Origin of the sequence: Leisingera caerulea DSM 24564 (genome assembly GCF_000473325.1) — a bacterium.
Lineage (GTDB): Bacteria > Pseudomonadota > Alphaproteobacteria > Rhodobacterales > Rhodobacteraceae > Leisingera > Leisingera caerulea.
In genome coordinates this window covers 2,409,686-2,436,249 of the sequence record NZ_KI421513.1, presented here as the reverse complement: position 1 = coordinate 2,436,249, position 26,564 = coordinate 2,409,686, and the positions used below count along the sequence as shown (strand labels likewise).

Below are 26,564 nucleotides of genomic sequence, written 5' to 3'. Positions count from 1 at the left end.
TACGCACCCACCCAGGCTCGGGCGCTGCCCTCAGCTTTAAAACTCTACACCCTTCTGCGCCTTCACCCCGGCGCGGAACGGGTGCTTGATCTGGCCCATCTCGGTCACCAGGTCGGCGATCTCGATCAGCTCCTCCTTGGCGTTCCTGCCTGTCAGCACTACATGCGTCATCGGCGGCTTGTGCTCGACAAGGAACTCCAGCACCTCTTCCAGGTCCAGATACTCATAGCGCAGCGCGATGTTGATCTCGTCCAGCAGCACCATGGTGTTGCGCTCGTCCAGGATCATCTCCTTGGCCTTTTCCCAGCCCTTCTGGGCCGCGGCAATGTCGCGGGCCTTGTCCTGGGTTTCCCAGGTGAACCCCTCGCCCATCGCGTAGAACTGGCAGAGATCGCTGAAGTTTTCCTCGATCAGCGTCCGCTCGCCAGTCTGCCAGGCGCCCTTGATGAACTGCACCACGGCTGACGGCATCCCATGCGCGATGCAGCGCATGATCATCCCGAACCCTGAGGAGGATTTGCCCTTGCCCGGCCCGGTGTGGACGATGATCAGGCCCTTCTCGCCCTCCTTGGTCTTCATCATCCGGTCGCGCGCGGCCTTTTTCTTGGCCATCTTGGAGGCGTGACGGGCGGCTTCTTCCTCTGAGATGCCGGTTTCAGACTTTTCGCTCATGGGGGCTCTCCAGCTGTTTGACCCCATGTCTTGACAAAGAAGGGCGCGATAGCGCAAGGGGGTTTCGCTGGTTCCTGCGAAAGCAGGCGAAGAGGGAATGTGAAGGCCGCCAAATTTCTTTGGATTGCCGAAGCACAGCCGCCCCCGCGACCGTGACCGGATGAGGCCGCCATGCCACTGGGAAAGCCCCGGGAAGGCAGGATGGCCGGCAAGGCGCCGCAGCCTTGGCATCCGCAAGCCGGGAGACCTGCCAGCAAGAGAGAGATCAACGGGCGGGCGGGGTGTTCCGCGACCGGTTGAGGGCTGGCACGCTGCAGCCCCCTTTCGGCCATCCCCACGCCTGCCGCGACAGGAGACGCGCCGATGGCTGACGATATGGCAGACAAACCTGCCAGCACCCCAGGACCGGTCACGCTGACCGTTTGCCTCACCTGCCGCCGCGAGGGTGCCGACCCGGAGGCCGCCCGCCCCGGCGCCATTCTGCACGCCGCATTGGAAGAGGCCGGGATGCCCGAAGGCGTCCGTCTGCGCGGGGTCGAATGCCTGTCCTCCTGCAAACGCGGCTGCGCCGTGGCGCTGATCGGCGGCACCGAGCGCTGGACTTATGTCTACGGCGACCTCGACCCGGACCAGCATGTCCCCGAGATCCTGGAAGGCGCTGCAGCCTATGCCGCCACCGCCGACGGCGTTGTGCCCTGGCGCGAACGCCCGCAGACCTTCCGCAAGCAATCCGTTGCCCGCATCCCGCCGGCCAAGTTCTTCTCCGAGGAGTAATCATGAGCGACCTCAACAAGATCCCCGTCACCGTCATCACCGGCTTTCTCGGCGCGGGCAAAACCACCCTGATCCGCCACCTGATGCAAAACCCGCAAGGCAAGCGCCTGGCGGTGGTCGTCAATGAATTCGGCACCGCCGGCGTCGACGGCGACATTCTGAAATCCTGCGCGCATGAAAATTGCCCGGCGGAGAACATCATGGAGCTGGCCAACGGCTGCATCTGCTGCACCGTGGCCGACGACTTCATCCCCACCATCGAACAGTTGATGGACCTGCCGGAAAAGCCCGATCACATCGTGATCGAAACCTCCGGCCTGGCGCTGCCCAAGCCGCTTTTGAAGGCCTTCGACTGGCCCGCCATCCGCTCCCGCATCACCGTGGACGGTGTGATTGCCCTGGCCGATGCTGAGGCGGTGGCCAAGGGCCAGTTCGCCCCCGACCTGGACGCCGTCCAGGCCCAGCGCGAGGCGGATGACAGCATCGACCACGAAACCCCGCTGTCGGAAGTGTTCGAGGATCAGATTTCCTGCGCCGATATCGTTCTGCTTTCCAAGGCCGACCTGGCCGGCGACGCAGGCGTCGAGAAGGCCCGCGCAGTGATCGAGGCCGAAGCACCGCGCAAACTGCCGATCCTGCCGATGAGCGAAGGCGTCATCGACCCGCGCATCATCCTGGGCCTGGGTGCGGCTGCCGAGGACGATCTGGAGGCCCGCCCCAGCCACCACGACGGCCACCACGACCACGAGCATGACGATTTTGAAAGCATCGTTGTCGAAATGGGCGAAGTTTCCGACCCCGAAGCGCTGCAGAATGCCATCGTGAAACTCGCCCGCGAGCGCAACATCCTGCGCGTCAAAGGCTATGTCGCGGTGGAGGGGAAACCGATGCGGATGCTGGTTCAGGCCGTGGGCGAGCGCCTGCGCGCCCAGTATGATCAGCCCTGGGGTGCGCAGCCGCGCAAGACCGCCCTGGTGGTCATCGCTGAGCATGACGACATTGACGAACAGGCCATCCGCGCCGAACTTGGGGCCTGAAGCAAGTGAAATTGAAGCGTCAGAAATTGAACGGTCCAGCCCGGCGGCACGCCGGGCAGCGCCCGTCCCGCCCCCCAAGGGGCGGGCGCTTCGCTTCCTGCCCCGCCGGGCCGGGCGCTGCCCTCCCCTCTACCAAACGACCTTACAGGCAGGGAGCCTGACCCATGCACGTCGTCTTCCGCGAAAGCCACGGCCTTGACGAGACCGACACCCCGCAGGACCTCGGGCAGACGCCTGCGGACCTTGTGGTGCTGTCCTTTTCCGACAGCGATCTCGGCGCCTTCGCGGCGGGCTGGCACCGCGCGGACGGCAAGCTGCCCTCCCTGCGCCTCGCCAACCTGGTGGCGCTCAAGCACCCGCTGTCGGTCGACGTCTACGCGGAACAGACGCTGGAAGGCGCTAAGGGCGTTCTCGTGCGCCTGATCGGCGGCGAAAGCTACTGGTCCTACGGCCTTGCCACCCTGCAGGACCTGGCCCGCCGCAAGGGCATCGCGCTGGCGATCCTCCCCGCAGACGGGCGCGAGGACGCGCGGCTGGATGAGCTGTCCACCCTGCCCGTCTCCACCCTGCGCCGTTTGCAATCCCTGTGCGACGCCGGCGGCGCCGTCGCGGCTCAGGCTGCGCTTGCCCAGCTGTCGCTGGCGGCAGGCCTCTACGCAGGCCCGGTGCTTGGCCTCAAGACGATGCCGCAACACGGCTTCTACGACCCCGCCAAGGGCGTGCTCGCAGATCTGCCGGCGCAGGACAAGCCGCTGGTGCTGGTGAGTTTCTACCGGTCCTACCTCACCGCCGCCGACACCGCGCCGGTGGATGCGCTGATCGAAGAGCTGCGCGCCCGCGGCTATGCCGCCTACGGCACCTTTGCCGCCAGTCTCAAGGCGCCTGCCGCCGCCGATTGGCTGCGCGCGAAACTCCCCGAACTGGCCCCTGCCGCCATCATCAACGCCACCGCGTTTTCCTCTCAAGGCACCGACGGCAGCGCCTCGCCGCTTTCAACCACCGGCTGCCCGGTGTTCCAGGTCGCCCTCTCCACCGCCCGCAAGAAAGACTGGGCTGAAGCAGACCGCGGCTTGTCGCCCGCCGACCTCGCCATGCATGTCGTGCTGCCCGAGGTCGATGGCCGCATCTTCGCAGGCGTCGTCAGCTTCAAATCCCCGGGCAAAAAAGACCCGGACCTGCAATATTCCCGCTTCGCCCACCGCGCCGACGCGGATCGCGTCAAATCCGCCGTGGACCGCGTGGAGGGCTGGCTGCGCCTTGCCAATATGCCGAACGCAGAAAAACGCCTCGCGCTGATCCTCTCCACCTACCCGGGGAGAGACCACAACCTCGCCCATGCCGTCGGCCTCGACGCCCTCGCATCCTGCGACGAGATCCTGCGTGAACTCTGGGATCAGGGCTATACGGTGGAGCCGCAGGATAATACCGGCCTGCGGCTGATGAAGGAAACCCTCTGCGTCCCGCTAGCCGACTACAAAACCGCCCTCGCCACCCTGCCGCGAGACTTGCAGGACACCCTGGCCGAGGCCTGGGGCAGCCCGGATGAAGACGCGGACTGCCGCGACGGCGCCTTTCATTTCAAAGCCTTGCGTGCAGGTAACGCCCTGATCGCCCTGCAGCCCGAACGCGGCGAGGTGAAAACCCGCGTTGACGACTACCACGACCTCGACCGCACCCCGCGCCATGCCTATGTGGCCTTTTACCTGTGGCTGCGGGAGCAAACCGACGCGCTCATCCACATCGGCGCCCATGGCACGCTGGAATGGCTGCCGGGCAAGGCCGTGGCACTCTCCGGCGCCTGCTGGCCCGAGGTGCTGACCGGCCCGCTGCCGGTCGCCTACCCCTTCATCGTCAATGACCCCGGCGAGGCGGCGCAGGCCAAGCGCCGCATCGGCGCTGTCACCATCGGCCACCTGCCGCCGCCCTTGGCGCAGACCACCCTGCCTGAGGGCATGGCACGGCTCGAAAGCCTTCTCGACGAATATTCCACTGCAGACGGGCTGGATCCTGCCCGCCGCGACCGGCTGATCGGAGACATCCGGGCCGAGGCGCAGGGAACCGGCGTGGAGGCCGATCTCGGCCTCACCCCCGACACTTCCCCCGCCGAGGCGATCACCCGCATCGACGCCTTTGTCTGCGACATCAAGGAAAGCCAGTACGGCGAGGGCCTGCATATCTTCGGCACCGGCCAATGCGGTGCAGAGGAGCGCGCCGGGCTGATCGCCGCGCTGGACGGCAAGATCGTCACCCCCGGCCCCTCCGGCTCGCCCTTCCGCGGCCGCGCCGATGTGATCCCAACGGGGCGCAACCTCTTCACCACCGATCCGCGGGCGGTGCCGTCGCGGGCGGCGCATGCGCAAGGGGTCAAACTGGCGGAAGAGCTGCTGCGCCGCCACCTCCAGGACCACGGCGACTGGCCCAAGGGGCTGGTGATCGACCTCTGGGGCTCCGCCACCATGCGCACCGCGGGTGAGGAGTTTGCAATGGCGCTGCATCTTGCGGGCCTCGCGCCCAAGTGGGACGAAGGCTCCGAACGCGTCTCCGGGTTCGAGGTGCTGCCGCTCTCGATGCTGAACCGCCCGCGCATCGACGTCACCCTGCGTGTCTCCGGCCTGTTCCGCGATGTCTTCCCGGGCCTTGCCCAGATGTTCGAAACCGCCGCCGCCGCCCTTGCAGGCCGCGAGGAAACGCAGGCGGACAACCCCTATCTCACCGAAACCCCGCGGGTCTTCGGCCCCAAGCCGGGCCAGTACGGGCTGTCGATGAACCCGCATCTGGACGACTACAGCGACGAGGCCCGCGCAGCCGCGGGGGAGGCTTGGCTCAACGCCTCCTCCCACGCGATCGACGCCAAAGGCACCATCCATGACGCGCGCGAGGCGCTGGAAACCCGCCTGCAGGGGGCCGACAGCTTTGTGCACTTGCAGGACCTGCCGGAAACCGACGTGCTGATCGCCTCGGACTATGCCGCGCATGAGGCAGGCTTTGCCGCCGCCATGGCCCGCATCGGCCAGACCGCACCGGCGCTCTACCACCTCGACGCGACCCGGCCCGACAAACCGCAAGCGCGTTCCCTGGGTGAGGAAATCGCCCGTGTCACCCGCGCCCGCGCCGCCAACCCGGACTGGGCGACGTCGATGATGAACCACGGCTTCCGCGGCGCGGCTGAGATTGTTGCAACGCTCGATCACATGGCCGCCTTCGCGCATCTGGCGCAAGTGGTGCAGCCGCATCTGTTCGACCTCTATTTCGAGGCCACCCTGGGCCGCGATGATCTGGTCGACTTCATGGAGCGCGAAAACCCCGAGGCGCTCGCCGCCATGCGCGACCGCTTCCGCGCCTTGTACGATGCGGGCCTCTGGAGCACCCGGCGCAACTCGATCATGGCAGAGCTGGAGGGCGCGGCATGAGTGCCGCTGCCGAACCCAAGGTCTACGGCTGGTGCCCCGGCGCCCTGCGGCCGATGATGTCGGGCGACGGGCTGGTGGTCCGCGTGCGCGCACCGCTGGGTAAACTGTCGGTTACCCAGGCGCGCGGTGTGGCAAGACTTTCTGAAGACTTCGGCAACGGCCTCCTCGACATTTCCACCCGCGCCAACCTGCAGATGCGCGGCATCCGCGAGGAGGCGCATGAGGACCTGATCGAAGCATTGCGCACGCTTGGCCTGATTGACCCCGACGCCAGTGCCGAAGCCCGCCGCAACGTCCTGCCCGCCCCGTTCTGGGCAGAGGGCGACGACACCCATGCCATCGCCACCGGCCTTAGCGCCGCGCTGGCCGGGGCGGCAGACCTCACCCTGCCCGGCAAGTTCGGCTTTGCCGTCGACTGCGGCGCGGAACCCGTCCTGCAAGACATCGCCGCCGATATCCGCATCGAACGGTCCGGCGGCACTCTGATCCTGCGCGCCGACGGCGCCGGTGCCGGCCTGCCCGTCACACGTGAATCCGCCGTTGCCGAAGCCCTCGCCCTCGCCCGCTGGTTCCTGGAGCAAGGCGGCGCGCCGGAAGGCCGGGGCAGGATGCACCGTCTCATCGCGCGCCGCGGGCCGCCGGCAGCGCATGCCGCACCGGTGGCGAGGACCGCCTTCGCCGCAAAACCGGGTGCTGTCCCCGCAGGAACTCTTGCCGCTTTGGAGTTCGGCCAAATGCCCGCCGCCACGCTGGCGCAGCTGGCAGACCACGGTCCAATCCGCCTCACCCCCTGGCGGATGCTGCTGGTGGAAGGTGCCAAAAGCCTCCCGCCCCTGCCCGGCCTGATCCTGGACGCCACTGACCCGCGCCTGCAAGTGGTCGCTTGCACCGGCGCGCCCGGCTGCCTGCAGGCGCTTTCGTCCACCCGGGACCTTGCACGGGAGCTGGCACCGCATGTCCCTGCCGGGACAAAACTGCATATCTCCGGCTGCGCCAAGGGCTGTGCCTGCCCGGGCCCCGCGCCGCTCACGCTGACGGCCACCGGCGAAAACGAATTCTCCCTGATCCGCAATGGCACCGCCGCGGATCAGCCGCTAAAGACCCGCCTGAGCGCCAGCGCTTTGCGCGCCGCTCCCGAACTTTTGAAAGAGGGCAGCTGACATGCTCCACACTTATGAAACCGACGGCGCCGCGATCTACGCCGAAAGCTTTGCCACCATCCGCCGCGAAGCTGACCTTGCCCGCTTCAACAAGGACGAGGAAAGCGTCGTCGTCCGCATGATCCACGCCGCAGGCATGGTTGGCCTGGAAGAGCACGTGCGGTTTTCCGAAGGCATGGCTGAGACCGCCCGCGCAGCACTTGCCAAGGGCGCACCGATCCTGTGCGATGCTTATATGGTCAGCGAAGGCATCACCCGCCCGCGCCTGCCCGCGGACAACGAGGTGATCTGCACCCTGCGCGACGCACGGGTGCCGGAGCTGGCCAAGGAGATGTCCAACACCCGCTCGGCGGCGGCGCTGGAGCTGTGGCGCCCGAAACTGGAAGGCGCCGTGGTCGCTATTGGCAACGCCCCGACCGCGCTGTTTCACCTGCTGAACATGCTGAAGGACCCGGACTGCCCCCGCCCCGCCGCCATTATCGGCTGCCCGGTGGGCTTTGTCGGCGCGATGGAATCGAAAGAGGCGCTGATGGAGGACCTGCCGGTACCCTCGATGATCGTGAAGGGCCGCCTGGGCGGCTCCGCCATCACCGTCGCGGCGGTGAACGCGCTGGCAAGCTGGAAAGAGTGACCATGGGCAAAGTCATCTGCGCAGGGCTCGGCCCCGGGGATCCCGACCTGATGAGCGTCCGCTCGCACCGGCTGATTTCCTCCGCGCGCCACATCGCCTATTTCCGCAAGGCAGGCCGCCAGGGCCAGGCCCGCGCCATTGTCGAGGGCATGCTGGCCGACGGCGTCACCGAGCACGCGATGGAGTACCCGGTCACCACCGAGATTCATTTCTCCGACCCCGAGTACAACCGGGTGCTGGCGGAGTTCTATGACCAGTGGGCAGATACTCTGGCCGAGATTGCCAAAGGCGAGGACGTGGTGGTGCTCTGCGAGGGGGATCCGTTCCTCTACGGCTCCTACATGCACCTCTACACCCGGCTGCAGGGCCGCGCGGCGCAGGAGATCGTGCCCGGTATCACCGGCATGTCCGGCTGCTGGACCGCCTCGGGACAGCCGATCACCTGGGGGGACGATGTGCTGACCGTGGCGATGGCCACCCTCAGCGAGGATGAGCTGGCCAAGCGCGCGGCGGAAACAGACGCGCTGGTCGTCATGAAAATCGGCCGCAACCTGCCCAAGCTGCGCCGCGCGCTGGAGCGTGCGGGCCGCGCCGATGACGCTTGGCTGGTCGAGCGCGGCACCATGCCGGGGCAAACCGTGCAGAAGCTGTCGGAGATCGACGGCGAAGTGCCTTACTTCTCCATCGTACTGGTTCACGGACAGGGGCGCCGGCCATGAATGTATCGCAAAACGGCTGGGTGGTGATTGCCGGTCTCGGGCCGGGCAACGAGGCGCTGGTGACCCAGGAAGTCCGCGACGCTGTTGGCGAAGCGACTGATATCGTTGGCTATATCCCCTACGTCAAACGCATCGAGCCGCGCGAGGGGCTGACCCTGCACGCCACCGACAACCGGGTCGAGGTCGACCGCGCCACCCACGCGCTGGAAATGGCCGCCGAGGGCAAGCGCGTGGTCGTGGTCTCCTCCGGTGATCCGGGCGTGTTTGCGATGGCCTCCGCCGTGTTTGAAGCGTTGGAGAACAACGCAGAAAACCACCCTGACTGGCTGGATCTGGACATCAGGGTGCTGCCCGGCATCACCGCCATGCTGGCTGCCGCCGCCGCCATCGGCGCGCCGCTGGGGCATGATTTCGCGGCCATCAACCTCAGCGACAACCTGAAGCCGTGGAGTCTGATCGAGAAACGCCTGCAGCTGGTCGGCGAGGCCGGGCTGGCGATGGCCTTCTACAACCCGCGCTCCAAGTCGCGGCCGCATCAGTTTGCCCGGGCGCTGGAGATCCTGCGGGAGGCTTGCGGCGCGGACACCCTGATCACCTTTGCCCGCGACGTGACCAAACCAGGGCAAGAGCTGCTGACGGTGCCGCTGAAAGAGGCGACGCCCGAGATGGCCGACATGCGCACCGTGGTGATTGTCGGCAACCGCGACACCCGCCGGGTTGGCAACTACGTCTACACCCCCCGCTACGCAGCTGAGGGTTAAGCGGCGGGATGGGACAGCCAGGCCATAACCTCTGCCACGCTGCCCTTGATGGGGCGCTCGGGCAACTGCGGTCTGCCGATCATGATGACCGGCAGGGCGAGGTCGCGCGCGGCAGTGAGCTTGGCTGCGGCCCCTGCGCCGCCGGCGTTTTTGGCCACAATATGCGTGATGCCATGACGCTGCATCAGGTCTGTGTCCCCCGCCGCATCAAACGGTCCGCGGGCGATCTCAACCGTGGTGTTGGGCAGCGGCAAAGGGGCCTCCGGCGCGTCCACCAGCCGCAAGAGGTAGTGATGCTGGGGCTTGGCCGCGAAGGCCGCAAGGTTCTGCTTGCCGATTGCCAAGAACACCCGCGACGGGGTGTCGGGCAGCGCGTTGACGGCCTCTTCTATCCTGTCCGTGTGCAGCCATTGGTCGCCTTCCCCTGCCTGCCAGGCCGGGCGCTCAAAGGCGCACAGCGGCACACCCGCCGCGTCGCAGGCGTGGACGGCGTTGGAACTCATCTGTGCTGCAAACGGATGGGTGGCGTCGACCACATGGGTGATGTTTTCGGCCACCAGGTAAGCCGCCAATCCTTCTGCGCCGCCAAAGCCGCCCACGCGCGTGGGCAGCGGCTGGCTGACCGGCTCGGCGGTGCGGCCCGCGTAGGAAAACACCGCATCCGAACCAGCCTCCGCCAGTGTCCTGGCCAGCGTCGAGGCCTCGGTGGTGCCGCCCAGAAGAAGGATGCGTGTCATGTCTGATCCATGGCTTACGATAATTGGTCTGGGCGAAAATGGACTGGAAGGCCTGGGCGATGCAAGCCGGAAGGCGCTGGCAGAGGCCGACATGATATTCGGCGGCCCGCGGCATCTGGAACTGGCGGGTGCAGCCAGCAAGGGCCAGCCCTGGCCGGTGCCGTTTTCCACCGCCCCCGTGCTGGACCTGCGCGGCCGCAAAGTGGCCGTTCTGGCCTCGGGAGATCCGTTCTGGCATGGCGCCGGCGGCTCCCTGGCTCGGGATTTGAAGGATGGCGAGTGGGTGTCCTATCCGGTGCCGTCCACCTTCGCGCTGGCGGCCAACCATCTGGCCTGGAAGCTGGAAGAGGTGCTGTGCCTCGGCCTGCATGCTGCGCCTTACGCGCGGTTGCGGCCCCTGTTGGAAGCGGGCACCCGCGTCATCTGCACCATGCGGGATGGGTCTGCACCGGCGGAGCTGGCGGACTGGCTGGTGGCTGAGGGTTTTGGCGCCTCTGCCCTGACCGTGATGGAATGCCTGGGCGGGCCGCGCCAGCAGGTGCGCTCTGCCACTGCCGAAGGGTTCGATATTCAGGACATTCAGGCGCCCGTAGCCGTGGCGGTTGAAGCCGCGGGCAGCAAGGGCCTGCCGCAGGCGTCCGGGCTGGCAGATGATCTCTTCGCCAGCGACGGGCAGATTACTAAGCGGCCGGTCCGGGCGCTGACACTGTCGGCGCTGGCACCGCGCGCAGGCGAGGTGTTGTGGGACATCGGCGGCGGCTCCGGGTCTGTCTCGGTCGAGTGGTGCCTGGCAGCGCGCGGCGCACGGGCGATCACCTTCGAGCCGCGCGAGAGCCGGCTGGAGAACATCCGCGCCAACGCGTCAGCGTTCGGGCTGGATCACCGAATGAAACCCGTGCTGGGCAAAGCCCCGGATGTGCTGGACGGATTTGAGAAGCCCGATTGCGTGTTCATTGGCGGTGGCGGCTCGCAGGAACTGCTGAACCATCTGTGGGAGATCCTGCCAGAAGGCACGCGGCTGGTCGCCAATGGTGTCACGCTGGAAACCGAGACGCTGCTGATGCAGGCCCATGCCGCACGCGGCGGTCATCTGCTGAAGGCGGAAATTGCCGAGGCGGGCCCCCTGGGCACAATGCGTGATTGGCGCCGGGCACGGCCCGTCATCCAGTGGAGCGTCACGCGATGATCGTAGCAGGCATCGGATTTCGCGGCGCCGCAACGGCAGCAGATCTGCAGGCAGCGCTCGCGCTGACCGGCGTGCAGGCCGATGCTCTGGCCTCCATCGCGGAGAAAGCCGAAGCGCCTGCTATGCAGGCGTTTGCGCGTGCCACCGGGCTGCCGGTGATTGCGCTGCAGGAACAGGATATTGCCGGGGAGCAGACGCTGACCTGCTCTCCCCGGATCAAGGCGCGGTTCGGTACCGGCTCGCTGGCGGAAGCCGCGGCGCTGGCGGGCGCGCGCCACGGGGTGCCGGGTGCACACGCGCGCCTGCTTGTCCCCAGAGTTGTCACCGCGGATGGGCTTGCCACCGCGGCCATAGCAGAAAGACTTGAGCCATGACCGTTCACTTCATTGGCGCCGGACCGGGCGCTGCCGACCTTCTGACCCTGCGCGGGCGCGACATCATCGCCTCCTGCCCGGTGTGCCTGTACGCGGGCTCACTGGTGCCAGAGGAAATCCTGAGCCACTGCCCTGCGGACGCAAAGATCGTGAACACCGCGGCGATGGATCTGGAGGCCATCGTGGCAGAAATCAAGGCCGCGCATGAAGCCGGTCAAGACGTTGCCCGGCTGCACTCCGGCGACCTGTCAGTCTGGTCTGCCATGGGTGAGCAGCTCCGCCGCCTGAAGGCCGAGGGCATTCCCGTGTCCGTGACCCCCGGCGTGCCTTCCTTTGCTGCTGCGGCTGCCGCGCTGGGGACCGAGCTGACCTTGCCGGGCCTGGGCCAGTCTGTGGTGCTGACCCGCACGCCGGGCCGCGCGTCCTCGATGCCTGCAGGCGAGTCGCTGGAGAATTTTGCCAAGACCGGCGCCACGCTGGCGATCCACCTGTCGATCGGCAATCTGGACCATGTGGTGGACAGCCTCACCCCGCATTACGGTGCCGACTGTCCGGTGGCGGTGGTCTACCGCGCCAGCTGGCCGGACCAGCAGATTATCCGGGCCACTTTGGAGACACTGAAGGACTCGCTCGACGAGAAAATCTCCCGCACCGCGCTGATCCTGGTGGGACCGGTGCTGAAGGGAGAAGGCTTTGACGAAAGCTGCCTGTACTCCACCGACTACGACCGCCGCTACCGGCCGCAAAGCGCCAACAGCCCGTGGTCGAGCTGGAACCATGGGGACGATTAAGGCCATGACAAACTTGAACCCTCCCGGACTGATGATCTCAGCGCCCTCCTCGGGCACCGGCAAGACCACCGTGATGCTGGGCCTCCTGCGGGCACTGGCCGAGGAGGGGCTGACCGTTCAGCCCTACAAGAGCGGGCCGGACTATATCGACCCGGCATTTCACTTGGCAGCAGCTAAGCGCCCCAGTTTCAACCTGGACACCTGGGCGATGGACGGCGGGCTGCTGGATGCGGTCACTGCCCAATCTGCGGGTGCGGAAATCTGCGTCGGCGAAGGCTCCATGGGTCTTTACGACGGCGTGGCAACGCGCGGCCAGTCGGGCTTTGGCTCCTCTGCCGAGACCGCCAAGCGCATGGGCTGGCCGGTTGTGCTGGTCGTCGATGTGGGCGGTCAAGCGCAGTCTGCCGCGGCCACCGCGCTGGGGTTCAAGAATTATGACCCGGAACTGCCCTTTGCCGGGGTGATCCTGAACCGCGTCGCGAGCCCGCGCCATGAACGGCTGACGCGCCTTGGCATGGAGAAGGCCGGGATCAAGGTCCTCGGCTCCCTGCCCCGGCGCGGCGATCTGGCCTTGCCGGAACGGCATCTGGGCCTGATCCAGGCGGTGGAACATCCGGATCTGGAAGCCGCCATCGCAGGCTATGCTTCCTTCCTGCGCGAACATGTGGATCTGGAGGCGATCAAGGCCGCCGCTCTGGCGGGCCAGGCTCCTGCCCCGGCCAGCCTTCCGGCACCGCCCGCGCAGCGGATCGCGCTGGCACGGGATGCGGCGTTTTCCTTCACCTATCCGCATTTGCTGAGCGGCTGGCGCGCAGCCGGAGCCGAGATCCTGCCGTTCTCGCCGCTGGCGGATGAGGCGCCGGCAGCAGATGCCGATCTGGTCTGGCTGCCCGGCGGCTACCCAGAGCTACACGGCGGCACGCTGGCCGCTGCGGAAACCTTCCGCGCAGGCGTGCAGAAGCATGCCGAGACCAAGCCGGTGCATGGCGAATGCGGCGGCTATATGGCCCTGGGCGAGGCGCTTATCGACAAGGCAGGCAACCGCCACCAGATGCTGGGCCTTCTGGGCCTCGTGACCTCCTACGAGAAGCGCAAGTTCCACCTCGGCTACCGCCGCGCCATTCTGCAGGCAGGGATGCCGGGCTTTGGCGCGGGCACTGCGCTGCGCGGCCATGAATTCCACTACTCCACCATTCTGGAAGAACCCGACGCGCCGCTGGCAAACGTCATGGATGCCGACGGCAACCCTGTGCCGGAGACCGGCTCGATCAAGGGCAATGTGACCGGCACCTTCTTCCACCTGATCACGGGAGAGCATGCATGAGCGGTTTCGTGAGCTTTGTGTCCTCCGGCCCCGGCGACCCCGAGCTCTTGACCGTCAAGGCGGTGAAGCGGCTGGAGGCGGCGGATGCAATCCTGTTTGACGACCTGTCGTCCGGCCCGATCCTGAGCCATGCCCGCGCGGATGCCGATCTGGTGGGCGTCGGCAAGCGGGCTGGCCGCCCCTCGCCCAAGCAGGACCATGTGAGCCAGCTGCTGGTCGACTATGCCCAAAGCGGCCTGAATGTGGTGCGGCTGAAATCCGGGGATTCCGGCGTCTTCGGACGCCTTGAGGAAGAGATCACCGCATTGCGCGCGGCCGGCATCGGATTTGAGATCGTGCCTGGCGTCACTGCGGCCTCAGCAGCGGCGGCGGCCGCGAACATCCCGCTGACCCGGCGGCTGACAGCGCGGCGGCTGCAGTTCATCACCGGCCATGACGTGACCGGCGGGCTGCCGGACGATTTGAACATGGCAGCGCTGGCCGACCCGCACGCCACCACCGTGGTCTACATGGGCAAAAGCACCTTTGCCGCGCTGGCGGAAAAGCTGATGGAGGCGGGCCTGCCCGAAGAAACCCACGCGCTGGTGGCGCAGGGGGTCTCGACGCCGGAGCAGAAACTGTTCTGCCACACGGTGGGTGAGCTGCCGTCCGTTCTGCGCGCAATGGAGACCAAGGCGCCGGTGCTGATCCTGTACGGCCCGCTGGCGGATCAGGACATGCCCGGCGCATGACCCCGCCCACCGTCACCCTGTGCCGCACCTGCCGCGACGCGGACCCCGCCCTGCCAGTGCAGGTCGCCGCAGCGCTGGAGGCGGCCGGGGTGCAGGCAAGGCTGCAGCAGGTGGACTGCATGTCCGGCTGCAAGCGGCCGCAAACTCTGGCGGTGCGCCAGAGCGGCAAGACCGCCTATCTGTTCGGAGAGATCACCGCAGCGGACCTGCCGGACATTCTGACCTTCCTGCGGATCTATGCGGAGAGTCCGGACGGCAGCATTGCCGATGCCCGCCCGCTGGGCCGCCTGCGGTTCAAGGCGATTGCCCGCATTCCAGCCGGCATGGGCTGATCCGCCTGCCCTATGACGCTGAAGCACTCCGGATTGGCGGTTTCGTCCTTGACCAGACTCAGCCGCACGGGGCAAAACAATCCGATACGGTGTCTGATAGTGCCTAAGCACTGGGACTGAAACGGGAATGAGGACGGTGGACCAAATTGCGGCACCGAAGCCTCAACCGCCCCCGCGACTGTGAGCGGCGAGCGGCCTTCCAATATCCACTGGCCAAGGCCGGGAAGGAGGATGGCAGCAGCGACCCGCGAGTCAGGAGACCGGCCGTGTGAATGGACACAACTTATGCCGTCGGGTGTGACGGTAAGGAGGACGACAAATGACGACCAAAACACTTAAGGCTTCCGCCGCTGGCTCCACTGTGCTTCCGGCACTGTTTGCCGTGGTTCTGGGGCTGGGGATCATCACGCTGACCGGCCATGTTCAGGCATCTGCCCTGCACGACGCCGCGCATGACGTGCGCCACGCAACTGGCTTCCCCTGCCACTAAGGCCATGTTCAGTCGCATTCTGACCAGCGGCCTGTTCGCTGGTGCTGCAGCAGGGTTGATTACCGCCCTGCTGCAGCTGTATTTCGTGCAGCCCGTGCTGCTCCACGCCGAACTTTACGAGGGCGGCGACCTAGTGCATTTCGGCGCTGACCCCGTAACGGCCCATCCCGACCTGCCCGGCCTGTTCGCTGAGCCCATGCGCGATGGCCTCAGCATCATCTTCACCATGCTGACCTACACCGGCTATGCGCTGGTGATGGCAGCACTGATGTCGGTGGCTGAGCGCCAGGGCCATGAGATCAACGCGCGCACCGGCCTCTTGTGGGGGCTCGCGGGTTTCATCACCTTCCACTTTGCACCCGGCCTGTCGCTGGCGCCGGAAGTGCCGGGTGTGGCCGCCGCGGACATCGGCGCGCGCCAGATCTGGTGGACGATCACTGTTGCGGCTGCTGGGGTGGCCATGTGGCTGATCGCCTTTGGCGGCAACCTGGTGAGCTACCTGATCGCGGCGCTCCTGCTGATGGGTCCGCATATCGTCGGCGCGCCTGAGCCGGAGAGCTTCTCCGGACCGGTTCCGACCGAGATCGGCGCGCTGTTTGCCGCCCGCGCCTTTGGCATCGGCATGGCCGCCTGGGTGCTGCTGGGCGCCTTTACCGGCTACTTCTGGCAGGCTGAAGGCAAGCGCGAACACGCCGCAGCCTAAGCCCGCGCAGTCACTCCCCGCCGGCCCGAACCGGCGGGGCATTCTTTTTCCAGAGGATGACAAGATGTCCCGTTCTCTCGCTCTTTTTGCCATCGGACTGGTGTTCGGCGGCGGCATCGGCTTTGTGATTGCGGCCGGCAATGGCGTGACCTTTGACGGCCACGACCACGGCGACCCGGCGCACCACGGCGGCGGCCATGCCGGAATGGCAGCGCATGACCACTCCCAATCGGTCAGCCTTCCCGCAGGCCCGGACGCTCCCAGCGTTGCCATCCAGCTGCACAAGGACCCGATGGTCGGCTGGAACCTGCAGGTTACACCGCAGAACTTCCGCTTTGCCCCGGAAAACGCCTCCGCTGCGGACGCGGACGGCGAAGGCCATGCGCATGTCTATGTGAACGGCGAGAAACTCGCCCGCCTCTACGCCAACTGGATGCACATCCCCTCGCTGCCCGAAGGGGCTGAGGTGAAGGTCTCGCTCAACACCAATAGCCACGGCGCGCTGCTGGTAGCGGACCAGCCGGTTGAGGCAATACTCACCGTGCCGGCAGGCGGCGAAGGCTCCTGACCGCAATTGCAGGCTTGCAAGGACAACGGCGCGGCTCCATAGGGGGCCGTGTTTTCATGTGAAAGGCCCCGTCATGATTGAGCTTTCCCTGATCGGCATCGGCACCGGCAACCCGCAGCACATGACGCTGCAAGCGATTGAGGCGCTGAACGCGCAGGACCTGATCCTGATCCCCAACAAGGGCGCGGGCAAGGACGACCTGGCAGGGCTGCGGCGCGAGATCTGCAACCGGGCCATCCGGGGTGACGGTCCGAAGATCGTCGAATTCGCCCTGCCGGTACGCGACGAGGCAACCAAAAGCTACCGCAAGCGGGTGGACGACTGGCACGACGCCATCGCCGAGATCTGGTGGCAGACCATCACCGCCAACCTGCCCGAAGGCTGCAAGGCCGGGTTCCTGGTCTGGGGCGATCCGTCGCTGTACGACAGCACCATGCGGATTGCCGAGCGGCTGAAGAAGCTGGCTGAGATACAGCTGACGGTGATCCCGGGCATCACCTCGATCCAGGCGCTGACTGCAGCCCACGCCATCCCGGTCAACGAAATCGGCGCGCCCTTCACCATCACCACCGGCCGCCAGCTGCGTGAAAACGGCTGGCCGGACAGCGCCGATACGCTGGTGATCATGCTGGACGGGGAGTGTTCCTTTCAGGCCATCGACCCGCAGGGGGTGGAGATCTTCTGGACGGCCTATGCCGGGATGGAGAACCAGATTTCGGTCGCGGGCCCTCTGGCCGAAGTGACAGACAAGATCATTGCAACCCGCGCCGAGGCCCGGGCCGCGCATGGCTGGATCATGGATATCTACCTGCTGCGGCGCCGGTGAAAGGCGGGGTCAGCCGGAGAACATGTCCCGGAACCGCCTTTGCGTCTTCGGGCTGTCGAAGGCTTGGAACTTCTCCTCGACCATTGCACGCGCATCCCGCTGGTTCTGGTGCAGTACCGCTATCAGCGCTCCGGCGCTCAGCGCGATCTCCCGCGTTGCCGCCGGACTGCCTGCGAACTTCAGCAACGCCGCCTGCTGGACGGAGCAGTCATTAAAATCCCCCAGCGTATTCTGCAGCCTCTTCAAAGGCTTCAGAACTGCTTTCAGCTCTGCGCTCTCAAACAGGGGTTCAAACAGCTCCATCAGATAGCGCAGTTTTTTGCAGTTGATGCGCAGTTCATGCACCTCGCTGTCCGGCGTGTCCGCAGTAATGCCCGCTGCGATCCGGCAGACCTTGCTGTAGCGTTTCCAGATCAGCTTTTGTGCCAATTGCAACGCCGGGCGCCCGGCCTTCGGGCCCGGCGCGATCACAGCCGTTTCCGCGAATTCCGCCTGAAGCACCATGATCTGCCGTTTGTACCGGGCGCCGGCCAGATACTGGGCGAACCTCTGGTGGCCCTGCTGCCGTTCAGCCTCGAAGGCCCTGAACATCGCGTCCAGCCCCGGGTGCAGCTGCTCCGGCACCCGCGCATAGAACCCTTCGCGCTGCAGCAGATAGACATCCAGGTCCCGCAACCGCCCAGTCGCGTCCATCAGGCCGGAGAACGCCTGTTTCAGCCGCGCGGCGTCCCGGGTGGTGAACACCCCTTTGAACAGGCTCAGCACCGAACGGATGCGGCGGAGCGAAATCCGGTAGTCATGCAGGAATTCAGTATCGTGGTCCGCGGCAATGCCCGGCTCGTTCTGCCGGGCCACGCCAAGGCAGGAGCGGATGATCGCAGCCGCCGCCTCCAGCGCCGGCTGTTCAGGCGTCAGCGGAACCGGCGGTTTCAGCATGTACACCGTCCGGCCCGGCGCCAGCAGCGCATAGAGGGCTCCCGGAACGGCAGGGTCAGCCCCCAGGGCGGCCAGCAATTGCACGGCTGCGTCCCGCGGCTCTCCCGGCTCAGCCAGCACTTCCACCAGCGAAATTGATCCAAAGGCACCAGAGAAATGCCAGCGGAACAAGGCGCCGCGGCCTGCCTGTTTCCAGGTGAACCGATACCGCCTGCGCGCCAGCCGGCCCGAAGCCGCCGGCAGCAGGCAGCGCAGCGGAAACAGGCCGCTCAAGGCGTCCTGCACCGGGCCGGCGCGCAGATCGTGCAGGAAATTGCCCGTGCGTTTGGCGGACTGTGTCAGCACATACCCAGGACCCAGCAGGTGCAGCTTGCTGCCGCGCTCCACCAGCAGCCGGCCGCTGGACCGGACAGAGCCATCAAAGCAGTCCCAAGCCGTGAATTTCGCAAGCTTCCCCTTATTTTGCTTGCGGATTTGCAGGCCGCCCCGGCGCCCCGCCAGCTTCATCGCGCCCTCCGCAGGCGGTTGCAGCAGGAAAAGCTGTCCGGCTTCGGCCATGTCATTCGGGTCCGGCTGGGTTTCTGGAAACGGATCGGGCGCACTGACTGCGCCCACCATCAACCTAGGCCGGAAGCCTGCAGTGTGTAGGGAAAGCCCGAGGGAACGCGCCGGTGGCGTGCAGCGGAGTGGCGGGGAGACAGGGATTCGAACCCTGGGAACGCTCTCACGTTCAACGGTTTTCAAGACCGCCGCATTCGACCACTCTGCCACCTCCCCGGTCCGCCCTGCGGTTTAGGGCGCAAAGCGGAATGAGGCAAGAGGAAATCCATGCCGCAAGGGAAAACTGCAGGCCCCTGTCAACCGCGCGGATTTATGCCGCCCACGCGGGTTTCCCTTGTGCCGCGGCCTGTCAGGGTTTTCATGGCCGGAAGTGCAGGTTATCATGCCGCCAAATTAAGAAGACCGGGCATTCCGGCGGGGGCGCAGAAGCGCCGCGGGCACAGGCAAGGACGAAAGCATGAATGACACCATGTCGAAAGCAATGACGGCCCCGCGCGCCGCCGCGGCGGCCTTGGGCCTGCTGGTTCTGGCAGGCTGCGAGGACGGGCCGAAACTGGGCTTTCTGCAACCCAAACCCAAGGCGGAGGGTGCCGTTGAGGCCTCCAGCAGCACCAAGCTGGTGGAGCGCGACGTGGAGGCGCCCGATGTGTTCCAGGTGACCGAGGCGGGCCTGTGGGACGGCCGCCCCTCGATCGGCGGGGTATGGGTGGCGCATCCTGACACCAAAGACCCCGAGCGGGTGATCATCCGCAACAATGCCAATGGCCAGTTCGTGATCGGCGCGCTGTTCCGCCGCGAGCGGGAGATCCCGGGACCGCGGCTGCAGGTTTCATCAGATGCCGCTGCGGCCCTGGGCATGCTGGCCGGAGCGCCGGCTGAGCTGAACGTGACCGCCCTGCGGCGCGAGGAAGTCACGCCGGAACCGCAGCCGGATGAACAGTCCGGCGATGGCGCCGCTTTGCCGGAGGCCGCGGACGTGAACGAGGCCGCGCTGGCGGGCAGCGAGATCACCGAAACCGCGCTGGACCCGATTGCCGGTGCCGCAGCCGCAATTGATGCCTCTGCCCCGGCGCAGGCCGCACCTGCAACGGCAGAGCCCGCCGCGGCCCCTGCCCCAAAGCCGCAGAAGTCCGCGCTGAAGAAACCCTTCATCCAGATCGGCATCTTCAGCGTCGAGGCGAACGCCAAGCGGACCGCAAATATGATGCGCAGCGCGGGCATGGTGCCGGTGGTGCGGGAACAGTCCTCCAGCGGCAAGGCGTTCTGGCGGGTGCTGGTCGGCCCGGCACAGACCAAGACCGAACGCAGCCAGCTGCTGAATAGCGTGAAGGAAACCGGATTTGCGGACGCCTATGCTGTCACCAATTGAACGGAAAACCATGCACTTGGGCCACGCTCTGAAGTCGTCTTTGCGGCTGGCGCTGGCGGCGGGCCTGGCGGTCAGCCTGTCGGCGCTGTCGGCTGCGGCCTTTGATACCAGCGCGCGCGCGGCCTATGTGCTGGATGCGGGCACGGATACGGTGCTCTTGTCCAAGAACGCCGATGTGCCGCTGCCGCCGGCCTCCATGTCCAAGCTGATGACGCTGTATGTGGCGTTTGAAGCCCTGCGCGACGGGCGGCTGACGCTGGATGAGCGGCTGCCGGTGAGCGAGCACGCGATGAGCTATGGCGGCTCCACCATGTTCCTGGACACCACCGACCGGGTCCGGGTCGAGGACCTGCTGCGCGGCATCATCGTGCTGTCGGGCAATGACGCCTGCGTGGTGATCGCCGAGGCGCTGAGCCCGGATGGCACCGAGGCCGGCTTTGCCCGCTACATGACCAAGCGGGCCGAGGATCTGGGCATGACCGCCTCGACCTTTGCCAATTCAAACGGCTGGCCTGCCGCCGGGCACCGGATGTCGGTGCATGACCTGGCGGTCCTGGCCGAGCGGCTGATCGAGGACTTCCCGGAATACTATCCGCTGTTTGCTGAGACCACGTTTGAATTCGACGGCCGCGCGCCCTCCAACATCCGCAACCGCAACCCGCTCTTGAAGCTGGGGATCGGCGCTGACGGGCTGAAGACCGGCCACACCGAAGAAGCCGGCTATGGCCTGGTCGGCTCGGCCAAGCAGGGCGACCGGCGGGTGATCTTTGTGGTCTCCGGGCTCGACACAGAGCGCGGGCGCGCAGAGGAGGCCGAAGCCCTCGTTAACTGGTCGTTTCGCCAATTTGCCAAGAAAACCGTCGCCAAGGAGGGCGTCGCCATCGCCGAAGCCGAGATTTGGCGGGGGGCCGAGCGATCGGTAGGGCTGGTGCCGGCCGAGGATCTGGAAATCCTGCTGCCGTCGCTGTCCGCGAACACCATCCAGGGCGAAGTTGTCTATAACGGCCCGATCGAGGCGCCGGTGAAGAAAGGCCAGCGTCTGGCAGAGCTGGTGCTGCAGCCGGAAGAGCTGCCGGAGGTGCGGCTGCCGTTGGTGGCGGAGAGTGACGTTCCCGCGGGCGGCTTTGTGGTGCGGGTCAAGACCGCGGCGCAAGTGCTGATCAAGCAATTCCTGACCGGTCCCGAGGGGGCGCTGTGACGGCGGGCGGCAAGCGCGGGGTGTTCATCACTTTCGAAGGCATCGACGGCTCCGGTAAATCGACACAATGCCAGCTGCTGGCCGAAGCGTTGCGCGCGGCTGGCCGCGACGTGGTGCTGACGCGGGAGCCCGGCGGCTCCCCGGGCGCTGAGGAGATCCGCCGGCTGGTGCTGGAAGGCGACCCTGACCGCTGGTCGGCTGAAACGGAGCTGCTGCTGTTCATGGCGGCGCGGCGCGACCATCTGGAGCGCACCATCGAACCCGCTCTGGCAGCGGGCAAGGTAGTAATCTGCGACCGCTTTGCCGACAGCACCCGGATGTACCAGGGCCTGTCGCGCGGCGACCTGCGCGCCGCCGTCGACCAGATGCACAAGCTGATGATCGGGCGCGAGCCGGACCTGACACTGCTGATCGACATGGACCCGGCCGAGGGCCTGGCCCGCGCCAAGGGGCGGCAGGGCAAGGAGGAACGCTTCGAGGATTTCGGCGTGGAACTGCAAGAGAAGATGCGCGCCGGTTTCCTGGCGCTGGCGCAGGAATTTGCGGACCGCTTCCGGGTGGTTGATGGCGCCCGCCCGGTCGAAGACGTCGCCGCAGATGTGCGCCGTCTGGCGGAAGAAGCGCTGGAGGAAACCGGGGCATGAGCGCTGACGACGAACTGCCGCGGGCCGACCAGGCCGAGGGCGCGCCGCACCCGCGCGAAACCCTGCGCCTCATTGGACAGGATGCGGCGGAACGGGACTTTCTGACCGCTTACAACTCCGACCGGCTGCACCACGGCTGGCTGCTGACCGGCCCGCAAGGGGTGGGCAAGGCCACGCTGGCCTGGCGGATCGCCCGGTTCCTGCTGGCCACGCCGCCGGCTGAGGAAGGACTGTTCGGCGCCCCGCCGCCCCCGGAAACGCTGGACATTGACCCGGACCATCCGGTCTCGCACCGCGTTCAGGCACTGGCGGAACCCGGTCTGGCGCCGATCACCCGGTCTTATGACGATAAGGGCAAGCTGCGCAGCCAGATTGTGGTGGACGACATCCGCAAGCTGAACCGCTTCTTCGGCCTGTCGGCCACCGATGGCGGGCGGCGGGTTGTGATTGTCGATGCGGCTGACGACATGAACGTGAGCGCCGCCAACGCGCTGCTGAAGATGCTGGAGGAGCCGCCGGCACGCACCACTATCCTGCTGATCTCGCATCAGCCCTCGCGCCTGTTGCCGACGATCCGTTCCCGCTGCCGCACCCTGCGCCTGGGGCCTTTGTCCGCGCCGGACATGGAGGCGGCGCTGGCGCAATCTGGCGTCGAGCTGCCCCGGAACATGGACAATCTCGCGGCACTCGCGGGCGGGTCCGTCGGCGCCGCTTTGCGGCTGATCAATCTGGGCGGGCTCAAGATCTATGCCGAGCTGGTGCAGATCCTCGATTCGATGCCGCGGCTGGACCGGCAGCGGGCGATGGCACTGGCCGAGGCCGCTGCGCAGCGCGGCGCTGCGGCGCGATTCGAGCTGCTGCTGTCGCTGACAGAGATGGCCCTGGCCCGTCTGGCGCGCACTGGTGCAACCGGCGCGCCGCCAGCGCCGGAAGCGGCACCGCAGGAAGCAGCGATGCTGTCGCGTCTGTCGCCTGACCCCCGCAAGGCGCGTGCCTGGGCGGACCTTGCAGCAGAAGTGACCGCCCGCGCCCGCCACGGTCAGGCGGTGAACCTTGACCCCGCGGCGCTTGTCCTAGATACGGTTTTCAAGATGCAGGAAACCGCGTCGCGCTGAGGCTCCAAGCCTCCCGCGGCATATGTGGCGCCAGAGGATTCATGACCGAGACCACCCCACAGACCCCCCCTCAGATCACCGACAGCCATTGCCACCTGGACTTCCCCGATTTTGAGGGGCGGCTGGATGAGGTGATTGCCAGCGCGGCAGAGGCCGGCGTGACCCGGATGGTGACAATCTGCACCAAGATGAAGAACGAACCCTCCGTGCGTGCCATCGCCGAAGCACACGCACCGGTGTTCTATGCCGCAGGCACCCACCCGATGAGCGCCGCCGACGAACCGCTGGTCTCGGTGGATGAGCTGGTGGCGCTGGCAAAGCACCCGAAATTTGTCGGCATCGGCGAGACCGGGCTGGACTACCACTACACTGCCGACAGCGCCGAAGTGCAGCAGCAGTCCCTGCGCACCCATATCGCTGCTGCCCGCGACACCGAACTGCCGCTGATCATCCACGCGCGCGCGGCGGATGACGACATGGCGCGCATCCTGAGCGAAGAAATGAAGAACGGCGCATACACTTGCGTGATGCACTGCTTTTCCTCCTCCGCTGAACTGGCCAGGGCTGCGCTGGACCTGGGGTTCTACCTGTCGATGTCCGGCATTGCTGCCTTCCCCAAAAGCCAGGAGCTGCGCGATATCTTTGCCGCCGCCCCGGTAGAGCGCATTCTGGTGGAGACCGACGCCCCCTATCTGGCGCCGCCGCCCTACCGCGGCAAGCGCAATGAACCCGCCTATACCGCCTTTACCGCCAAGGTGGGCGCAGAGGTGTTCGGCCTGGACTACGCCGACTTTGCCGCACAGACGCAGGCGAATTTCGACCGGCTGTTCTGGAAAGCCGCCCAGTATGAGGCCGCGGCCTGATGGCGGAGATGCGCTTCACCATCCTCGGCTCGGGGTCGTCGGGCGGGGTGCCGCGGATTGGCGGCCATTGGGGCGACTGCGACCCGGAGAACCCGAAGAACCGCCGCCGCCGCTGTTCGATGCTGGTGGAGCGCGACGGGCCGGATGGAACCACGTCTGTGCTGATCGACACCACGCCGGACATGCGCAGCCAGCTGCTGGATGCAGAGGTAAGCCGCCTGGATGCGGTGGTTTACACCCACTCCCATGCCGACCACCTGCACGGGATCGACGATCTGCGCATGGTCTACTTCAATATGCGCCAGCGCATCCCGGTCTATGCCGACGGGGCGACACAGAACGACCTGCTGAACCGCTTCGGCTATGCCTTTGCGCAGCCCGACAACTCCCCCTATCCGCCGATCCTGGAGCTGCAGACGATCGGCGGCCCGTTCACCATCGACGGGCCCGGCGGCGGCATCACGTTCCGCCCGTTCGAGGTCAGCCATGGCTCCATCGACGCGCTGGGGTTCCGCATCGGCGGACTGGCCTATCTGCCGGATGTGTCCGAAATCCCCGATGGCGCCCTGCCGGAGCTGGAGGGGCTGGATATCTGGATCCTGGACGGCCTGCGCCGCACCCCGCACCCGACCCACTTCAGCTATCAGGAAGCGCTGGAATGGTTCGAAAAGATGGCGCCCAAGCGCGGCATCATCACCAACATGCATATCGACATGGATTACGCCACGGTCGAGGCCGAGACCCCGGACCACATCACTCCTGCCTATGACGGGATGGTGATCCGGATGGAGGTCTGAGGGGCGCTGGCGGCGCCCTTTTTCTTTTGAGGGATTTGAGGAAGCAGCGTGTTTCAAAGCCTGATTGACGTCATCCTGCCGGTGTTTCTGGTTGTCGGCGCGGGTTATGCGGCCACCGCCAGGGGCGTGCTGAGCCAGGACCACATCGAAGGGGTGATGAAGTTTGCCCAGGGCTTTGCCATTCCCTGCCTGCTGTTCAAGGCGATGGCGGAACTGGACCTCTCCGCCGGGTTCGATCCGCGGCTGCTGGCGAGTTTCTATACCGGCGCCTTCACCTGCTTTCTGATTGGCGTCTTTGGTGCCCGGATCCTGTTCAAACGGGACTGGGAAGACTGCATTGCGATCGGGTTCTGCTGCTTGTTCTCCAACTCTGTCCTGCTGGGCCTGCCGATCACCGAGCGGGCGTTCGGACCGGACAACCTGACCGGCAACTACGCGATCATCGCCTTTCATTCGCCGTTCTGTTACGGCGTGGGCATCACCGCGATGGAATTTGTGCGCAACCGAGGTGCAGGCGGGATCAGGACCGCGGTCTCAGTGCTGAATGCGATGTTCCGCAATGTTCTGATCCTGGGGATCACGCTGGGATTTGCAGTGAACCTGTCGGGGCTGGCCATTCCGCTGGTGGTGGATGAAGCGCTGTCGCTGATCATTCGCGCCGCCCTGCCCGGCGCGCTGTTTGCCTTGGGCGGCGTGCTGGTCAAATACCGCCCCGAGGGCGATATGCGGGCGATCCTGTTTGTCTGCTTCACCTCGCTGATGATCCACCCCGCGATTGTCTGGACCTTGGGGACAGCGCTGGCACTGCCGCAGGATCTGTTCCGCTCTGGCGTGCTGAATGCGGCGATGGCGACCGGGTTCAACGGATATATCTTTGCCAATATGTACGGGCGGGCCAAGCGGGTGGCGGCCTCTTCGGTGCTGATTGCCACGGGGGCGAGCATCCTGACGGTCTGGTTCTGGCTGCTTTTGCTGAGCTGACAGAAAGGTCAGCACCTCTGCCGCAATGTTTCGCGCGCGAAACATCTGGACAGAAAGCCTGACCTTATCCTTCAGATTTCATTAAGGAATTTCCGGCATCTGCAACAGACCCGCCCAGCGCTGCCCTTACTCGTCCGGCACATAAAGCTGCGAAAACGCGATGCGGACGGCCTCCGTCGCCTCCTCCCGCCGTTTTTCGATATGGCTCCGCATGGCCGCCGCCGCAGCCTGCGCGTCGCGGGCGGCGATACCCTCGACGATCTGCCGGTGCGCTGAGGTGTCCCCCGGCGCCTTGCCCCCGGCCCGGTCGCGCATCCGCTTGAGGTCAATGAGCCGGATATAGCGGATGCGGCCATTGAGGTTATTGAGGATGCGCTGCAGCTCGCTGTTGCCCGAAAGCTGCGCCAGGCTGGCATGAAAGCTTTCGTCCATCGCCAGAAGCGCCTCCGGGTCGGTAGCGCTTTGATACTCCGGCTCCATCCGGTTGAGATAGTCCGCCAGCGCTGCGATGTCCTCATCTGATGCCCGGGTGCAGGCCAGCCGCGCGGCCTCGCACTCCACCGCCACCCGGGCCTCGTAAAGGTCCACGATATAACTGGGCGTCAGCGGCCGGCAGAAGAAACCGCGGTTGTTCTGGAAGGTGAGGAACCCCTCGGCCACCAGCCGGTTCAGCGCCTCGCGCAGCGGAGTGCGGCTGGCGCCCAGCACTTCTGAGAGCGCGCTTTCATTGATCCGCTGGTCCGGCTTGAAGGCAAAATCCGCCGCCATCCGGCGCAGGGCCTCATACACCCGGTCCACATTGCTTTCGCGTTTGGCCATGTTCCCGCCGTACGTTTATTCCGCCGTGCAGAGTACGGCAGCGGCCGGCCCCGTG

General features: G+C 66.3%; 28 protein-coding genes, 1 tRNA gene and 2 riboswitches. Of the genes, 24 read left to right on the top strand and 5 right to left on the bottom strand.

The annotated features are described in order from the left end of the window. Positions 1-36 precede the first annotated feature (36 nt). Positions 37-672, bottom strand: a complete 636-nt coding sequence (gene cobO / locus CAER_RS0118970) for a cob(I)yrinic acid a,c-diamide adenosyltransferase (protein WP_027236846.1) — start codon at positions 670-672, stop codon at positions 37-39. 51 nt (positions 673-723) lie between these two features. Further along, positions 724-941: riboswitch (cobalamin riboswitch) on the top strand. A 94-nt stretch (positions 942-1,035) separates the two neighbouring features. Here cobO and CAER_RS0118965 point away from each other — a divergent pair. From CAER_RS0118965 to cobJ, 7 genes are all read left to right on the top strand, one after another. Continuing rightward, the gene (locus CAER_RS0118965) at positions 1,036-1,446 is read left to right on the top strand and encodes a DUF1636 family protein (protein WP_036797440.1); all 411 of its coding nucleotides are present in this window, start codon (positions 1,036-1,038) and stop codon (positions 1,444-1,446) included. A gap of 2 nt (positions 1,447-1,448) precedes the next feature. Then, positions 1,449-2,483, top strand: a complete 1,035-nt coding sequence (gene cobW, locus CAER_RS0118960) for a cobalamin biosynthesis protein CobW (protein ID WP_027236844.1) — start codon at positions 1,449-1,451, stop codon at positions 2,481-2,483. 164 nt (positions 2,484-2,647) lie between these two features. After that, positions 2,648-5,893: a cobaltochelatase subunit CobN gene (cobN, locus tag CAER_RS0118955; RefSeq protein WP_027236843.1), complete on the top strand. Its 3,246-nt coding sequence runs from the start codon at positions 2,648-2,650 to the stop codon at positions 5,891-5,893. After that, a complete protein-coding gene (gene cobG, locus CAER_RS0118950; protein WP_027236842.1) occupies positions 5,890-7,053 on the top strand; it encodes a precorrin-3B synthase in 1,164 nt (387 codons plus the stop codon). Before cobN ends, cobG begins: the two co-directional genes overlap by 4 nt. A 1-nt stretch (position 7,054) precedes the next feature. After that, positions 7,055-7,684, top strand: a complete 630-nt coding sequence (locus tag CAER_RS0118945) for a precorrin-8X methylmutase (protein WP_027236841.1) — start codon at positions 7,055-7,057, stop codon at positions 7,682-7,684. 2 nt (positions 7,685-7,686) lie between these two features. After that, a complete protein-coding gene (locus CAER_RS0118940; protein WP_027236840.1) occupies positions 7,687-8,403 on the top strand; it encodes a precorrin-2 C(20)-methyltransferase in 717 nt (238 codons plus the stop codon). Continuing rightward, positions 8,400-9,164: a precorrin-3B C(17)-methyltransferase gene (gene cobJ / locus CAER_RS0118935; protein WP_027236839.1), complete on the top strand. Its 765-nt coding sequence runs from the start codon at positions 8,400-8,402 to the stop codon at positions 9,162-9,164. The genes CAER_RS0118940 and cobJ overlap by 4 nt, the downstream gene beginning before the upstream one ends. Here the strand turns inward: cobJ and CAER_RS0118930 are convergent. Next, positions 9,161-9,901 (bottom strand): cobalt-precorrin-6A reductase, encoded by a 741-nt coding sequence (locus CAER_RS0118930; RefSeq protein ID WP_027236838.1) that lies wholly within the window; start codon positions 9,899-9,901, stop codon positions 9,161-9,163. The two genes, cobJ and CAER_RS0118930, sit on opposite strands and share 4 nt — an antisense overlap. Between CAER_RS0118930 and CAER_RS0118925 the strand changes: the two genes are divergently transcribed. From CAER_RS0118925 to cobF, 10 genes are all read left to right on the top strand, one after another. Continuing rightward, on the top strand, positions 9,900-11,087 hold the full coding sequence (locus tag CAER_RS0118925; protein WP_027236837.1) for a bifunctional cobalt-precorrin-7 (C(5))-methyltransferase/cobalt-precorrin-6B (C(15))-methyltransferase: 1,188 nt from the start codon (positions 9,900-9,902) through the stop codon (positions 11,085-11,087). The two genes, CAER_RS0118930 and CAER_RS0118925, sit on opposite strands and share 2 nt — an antisense overlap. Further along, the gene (locus CAER_RS0118920) at positions 11,084-11,461 is read left to right on the top strand and encodes a cobalamin biosynthesis protein (protein WP_027236836.1); all 378 of its coding nucleotides are present in this window, start codon (positions 11,084-11,086) and stop codon (positions 11,459-11,461) included. The genes CAER_RS0118925 and CAER_RS0118920 overlap by 4 nt, the downstream gene beginning before the upstream one ends. Beyond that, positions 11,458-12,252, top strand: a complete 795-nt coding sequence (cobM, locus tag CAER_RS0118915; RefSeq protein ID WP_027236835.1) for a precorrin-4 C(11)-methyltransferase — start codon at positions 11,458-11,460, stop codon at positions 12,250-12,252. Before CAER_RS0118920 ends, cobM begins: the two co-directional genes overlap by 4 nt. 4 nt (positions 12,253-12,256) lie before the next feature. Continuing rightward, positions 12,257-13,576 (top strand): cobyrinate a,c-diamide synthase, encoded by a 1,320-nt coding sequence (locus CAER_RS0118910; RefSeq protein ID WP_027236834.1) that lies wholly within the window; start codon positions 12,257-12,259, stop codon positions 13,574-13,576. Continuing rightward, positions 13,573-14,307 (top strand): uroporphyrinogen-III C-methyltransferase, encoded by a 735-nt coding sequence (gene cobA, locus CAER_RS0118905; RefSeq protein ID WP_027236833.1) that lies wholly within the window; start codon positions 13,573-13,575, stop codon positions 14,305-14,307. The genes CAER_RS0118910 and cobA overlap by 4 nt, the downstream gene beginning before the upstream one ends. Beyond that, complete coding sequence (locus CAER_RS0118900) at positions 14,304-14,639, top strand: DUF1636 family protein (RefSeq protein ID WP_027236832.1); 336 nt, start codon at positions 14,304-14,306, stop codon at positions 14,637-14,639. Before cobA ends, CAER_RS0118900 begins: the two co-directional genes overlap by 4 nt. Before the next feature lie 73 nt (positions 14,640-14,712). Beyond that, positions 14,713-14,922: riboswitch (cobalamin riboswitch) on the top strand. A gap of 36 nt (positions 14,923-14,958) precedes the next feature. Continuing rightward, positions 14,959-15,129: a CbtB domain-containing protein gene (locus CAER_RS29320; protein ID WP_084299591.1), complete on the top strand. Its 171-nt coding sequence runs from the start codon at positions 14,959-14,961 to the stop codon at positions 15,127-15,129. 4 nt (positions 15,130-15,133) lie between these two features. Beyond that, entirely contained in the window at positions 15,134-15,832 is a 699-nt protein-coding gene (locus CAER_RS0118890; RefSeq protein WP_027236831.1) for a CbtA family protein, read from the top strand. A 64-nt stretch (positions 15,833-15,896) separates the two neighbouring features. Further along, positions 15,897-16,400 (top strand): hypothetical protein, encoded by a 504-nt coding sequence (locus tag CAER_RS0118885; protein WP_027236830.1) that lies wholly within the window; start codon positions 15,897-15,899, stop codon positions 16,398-16,400. A gap of 73 nt (positions 16,401-16,473) precedes the next feature. Next, complete coding sequence (gene cobF, locus CAER_RS0118880; RefSeq protein WP_027236829.1) at positions 16,474-17,226, top strand: precorrin-6A synthase (deacetylating); 753 nt, start codon at positions 16,474-16,476, stop codon at positions 17,224-17,226. A gap of 9 nt (positions 17,227-17,235) precedes the next feature. Here the strand turns inward: cobF and CAER_RS28220 are convergent, their stop codons facing one another. Together CAER_RS28220 and CAER_RS0118870 are read right to left on the bottom strand one after the other, a co-directional pair. Then, positions 17,236-18,780, bottom strand: coding sequence for a CYTH and CHAD domain-containing protein (locus CAER_RS28220; protein WP_051357814.1), 1,545 nt, complete (start codon positions 18,778-18,780; stop codon positions 17,236-17,238). A 69-nt stretch (positions 18,781-18,849) separates the two neighbouring features. After that, positions 18,850-18,939 (bottom strand) — tRNA-Ser (locus tag CAER_RS0118870). A gap of 241 nt (positions 18,940-19,180) precedes the next feature. Between CAER_RS0118870 and CAER_RS0118865 the strand changes: the two genes are divergently transcribed. The 7 genes from CAER_RS0118865 to CAER_RS0118835 are packed head-to-tail and all read left to right on the top strand — an operon-like array spanning position 19,181 to position 25,690. Then, the gene (locus CAER_RS0118865) at positions 19,181-20,092 is read left to right on the top strand and encodes an SPOR domain-containing protein (RefSeq protein ID WP_027236828.1); all 912 of its coding nucleotides are present in this window, start codon (positions 19,181-19,183) and stop codon (positions 20,090-20,092) included. A 10-nt stretch (positions 20,093-20,102) separates the two neighbouring features. Then, positions 20,103-21,290 (top strand): D-alanyl-D-alanine carboxypeptidase family protein, encoded by a 1,188-nt coding sequence (locus CAER_RS0118860; RefSeq protein ID WP_036797437.1) that lies wholly within the window; start codon positions 20,103-20,105, stop codon positions 21,288-21,290. Then, entirely contained in the window at positions 21,287-21,934 is a 648-nt protein-coding gene (gene tmk, locus CAER_RS0118855; RefSeq protein WP_027236826.1) for a dTMP kinase, read from the top strand. Before CAER_RS0118860 ends, tmk begins: the two co-directional genes overlap by 4 nt. Further along, entirely contained in the window at positions 21,931-23,049 is a 1,119-nt protein-coding gene (locus CAER_RS0118850; RefSeq protein ID WP_027236825.1) for a DNA polymerase III subunit delta', read from the top strand. The genes tmk and CAER_RS0118850 overlap by 4 nt, the downstream gene beginning before the upstream one ends. 41 nt (positions 23,050-23,090) lie before the next feature. Continuing rightward, positions 23,091-23,912, top strand: coding sequence for a TatD family hydrolase (locus CAER_RS0118845; protein WP_027236824.1), 822 nt, complete (start codon positions 23,091-23,093; stop codon positions 23,910-23,912). Continuing rightward, positions 23,912-24,709: an MBL fold metallo-hydrolase gene (locus tag CAER_RS0118840; protein WP_027236823.1), complete on the top strand. Its 798-nt coding sequence runs from the start codon at positions 23,912-23,914 to the stop codon at positions 24,707-24,709. Before CAER_RS0118845 ends, CAER_RS0118840 begins: the two co-directional genes overlap by 1 nt. Before the next feature lie 48 nt (positions 24,710-24,757). Next, positions 24,758-25,690, top strand: a complete 933-nt coding sequence (locus tag CAER_RS0118835) for an AEC family transporter (protein WP_027236822.1) — start codon at positions 24,758-24,760, stop codon at positions 25,688-25,690. Between the two features lie 126 nt (positions 25,691-25,816). Here CAER_RS0118835 and CAER_RS0118830 read toward each other — a convergent pair whose 3' ends face one another. After that, positions 25,817-26,509, bottom strand: a complete 693-nt coding sequence (locus tag CAER_RS0118830) for a GntR family transcriptional regulator (RefSeq protein WP_027236821.1) — start codon at positions 26,507-26,509, stop codon at positions 25,817-25,819. Positions 26,510-26,564: the final 55 nt, after the last annotated feature.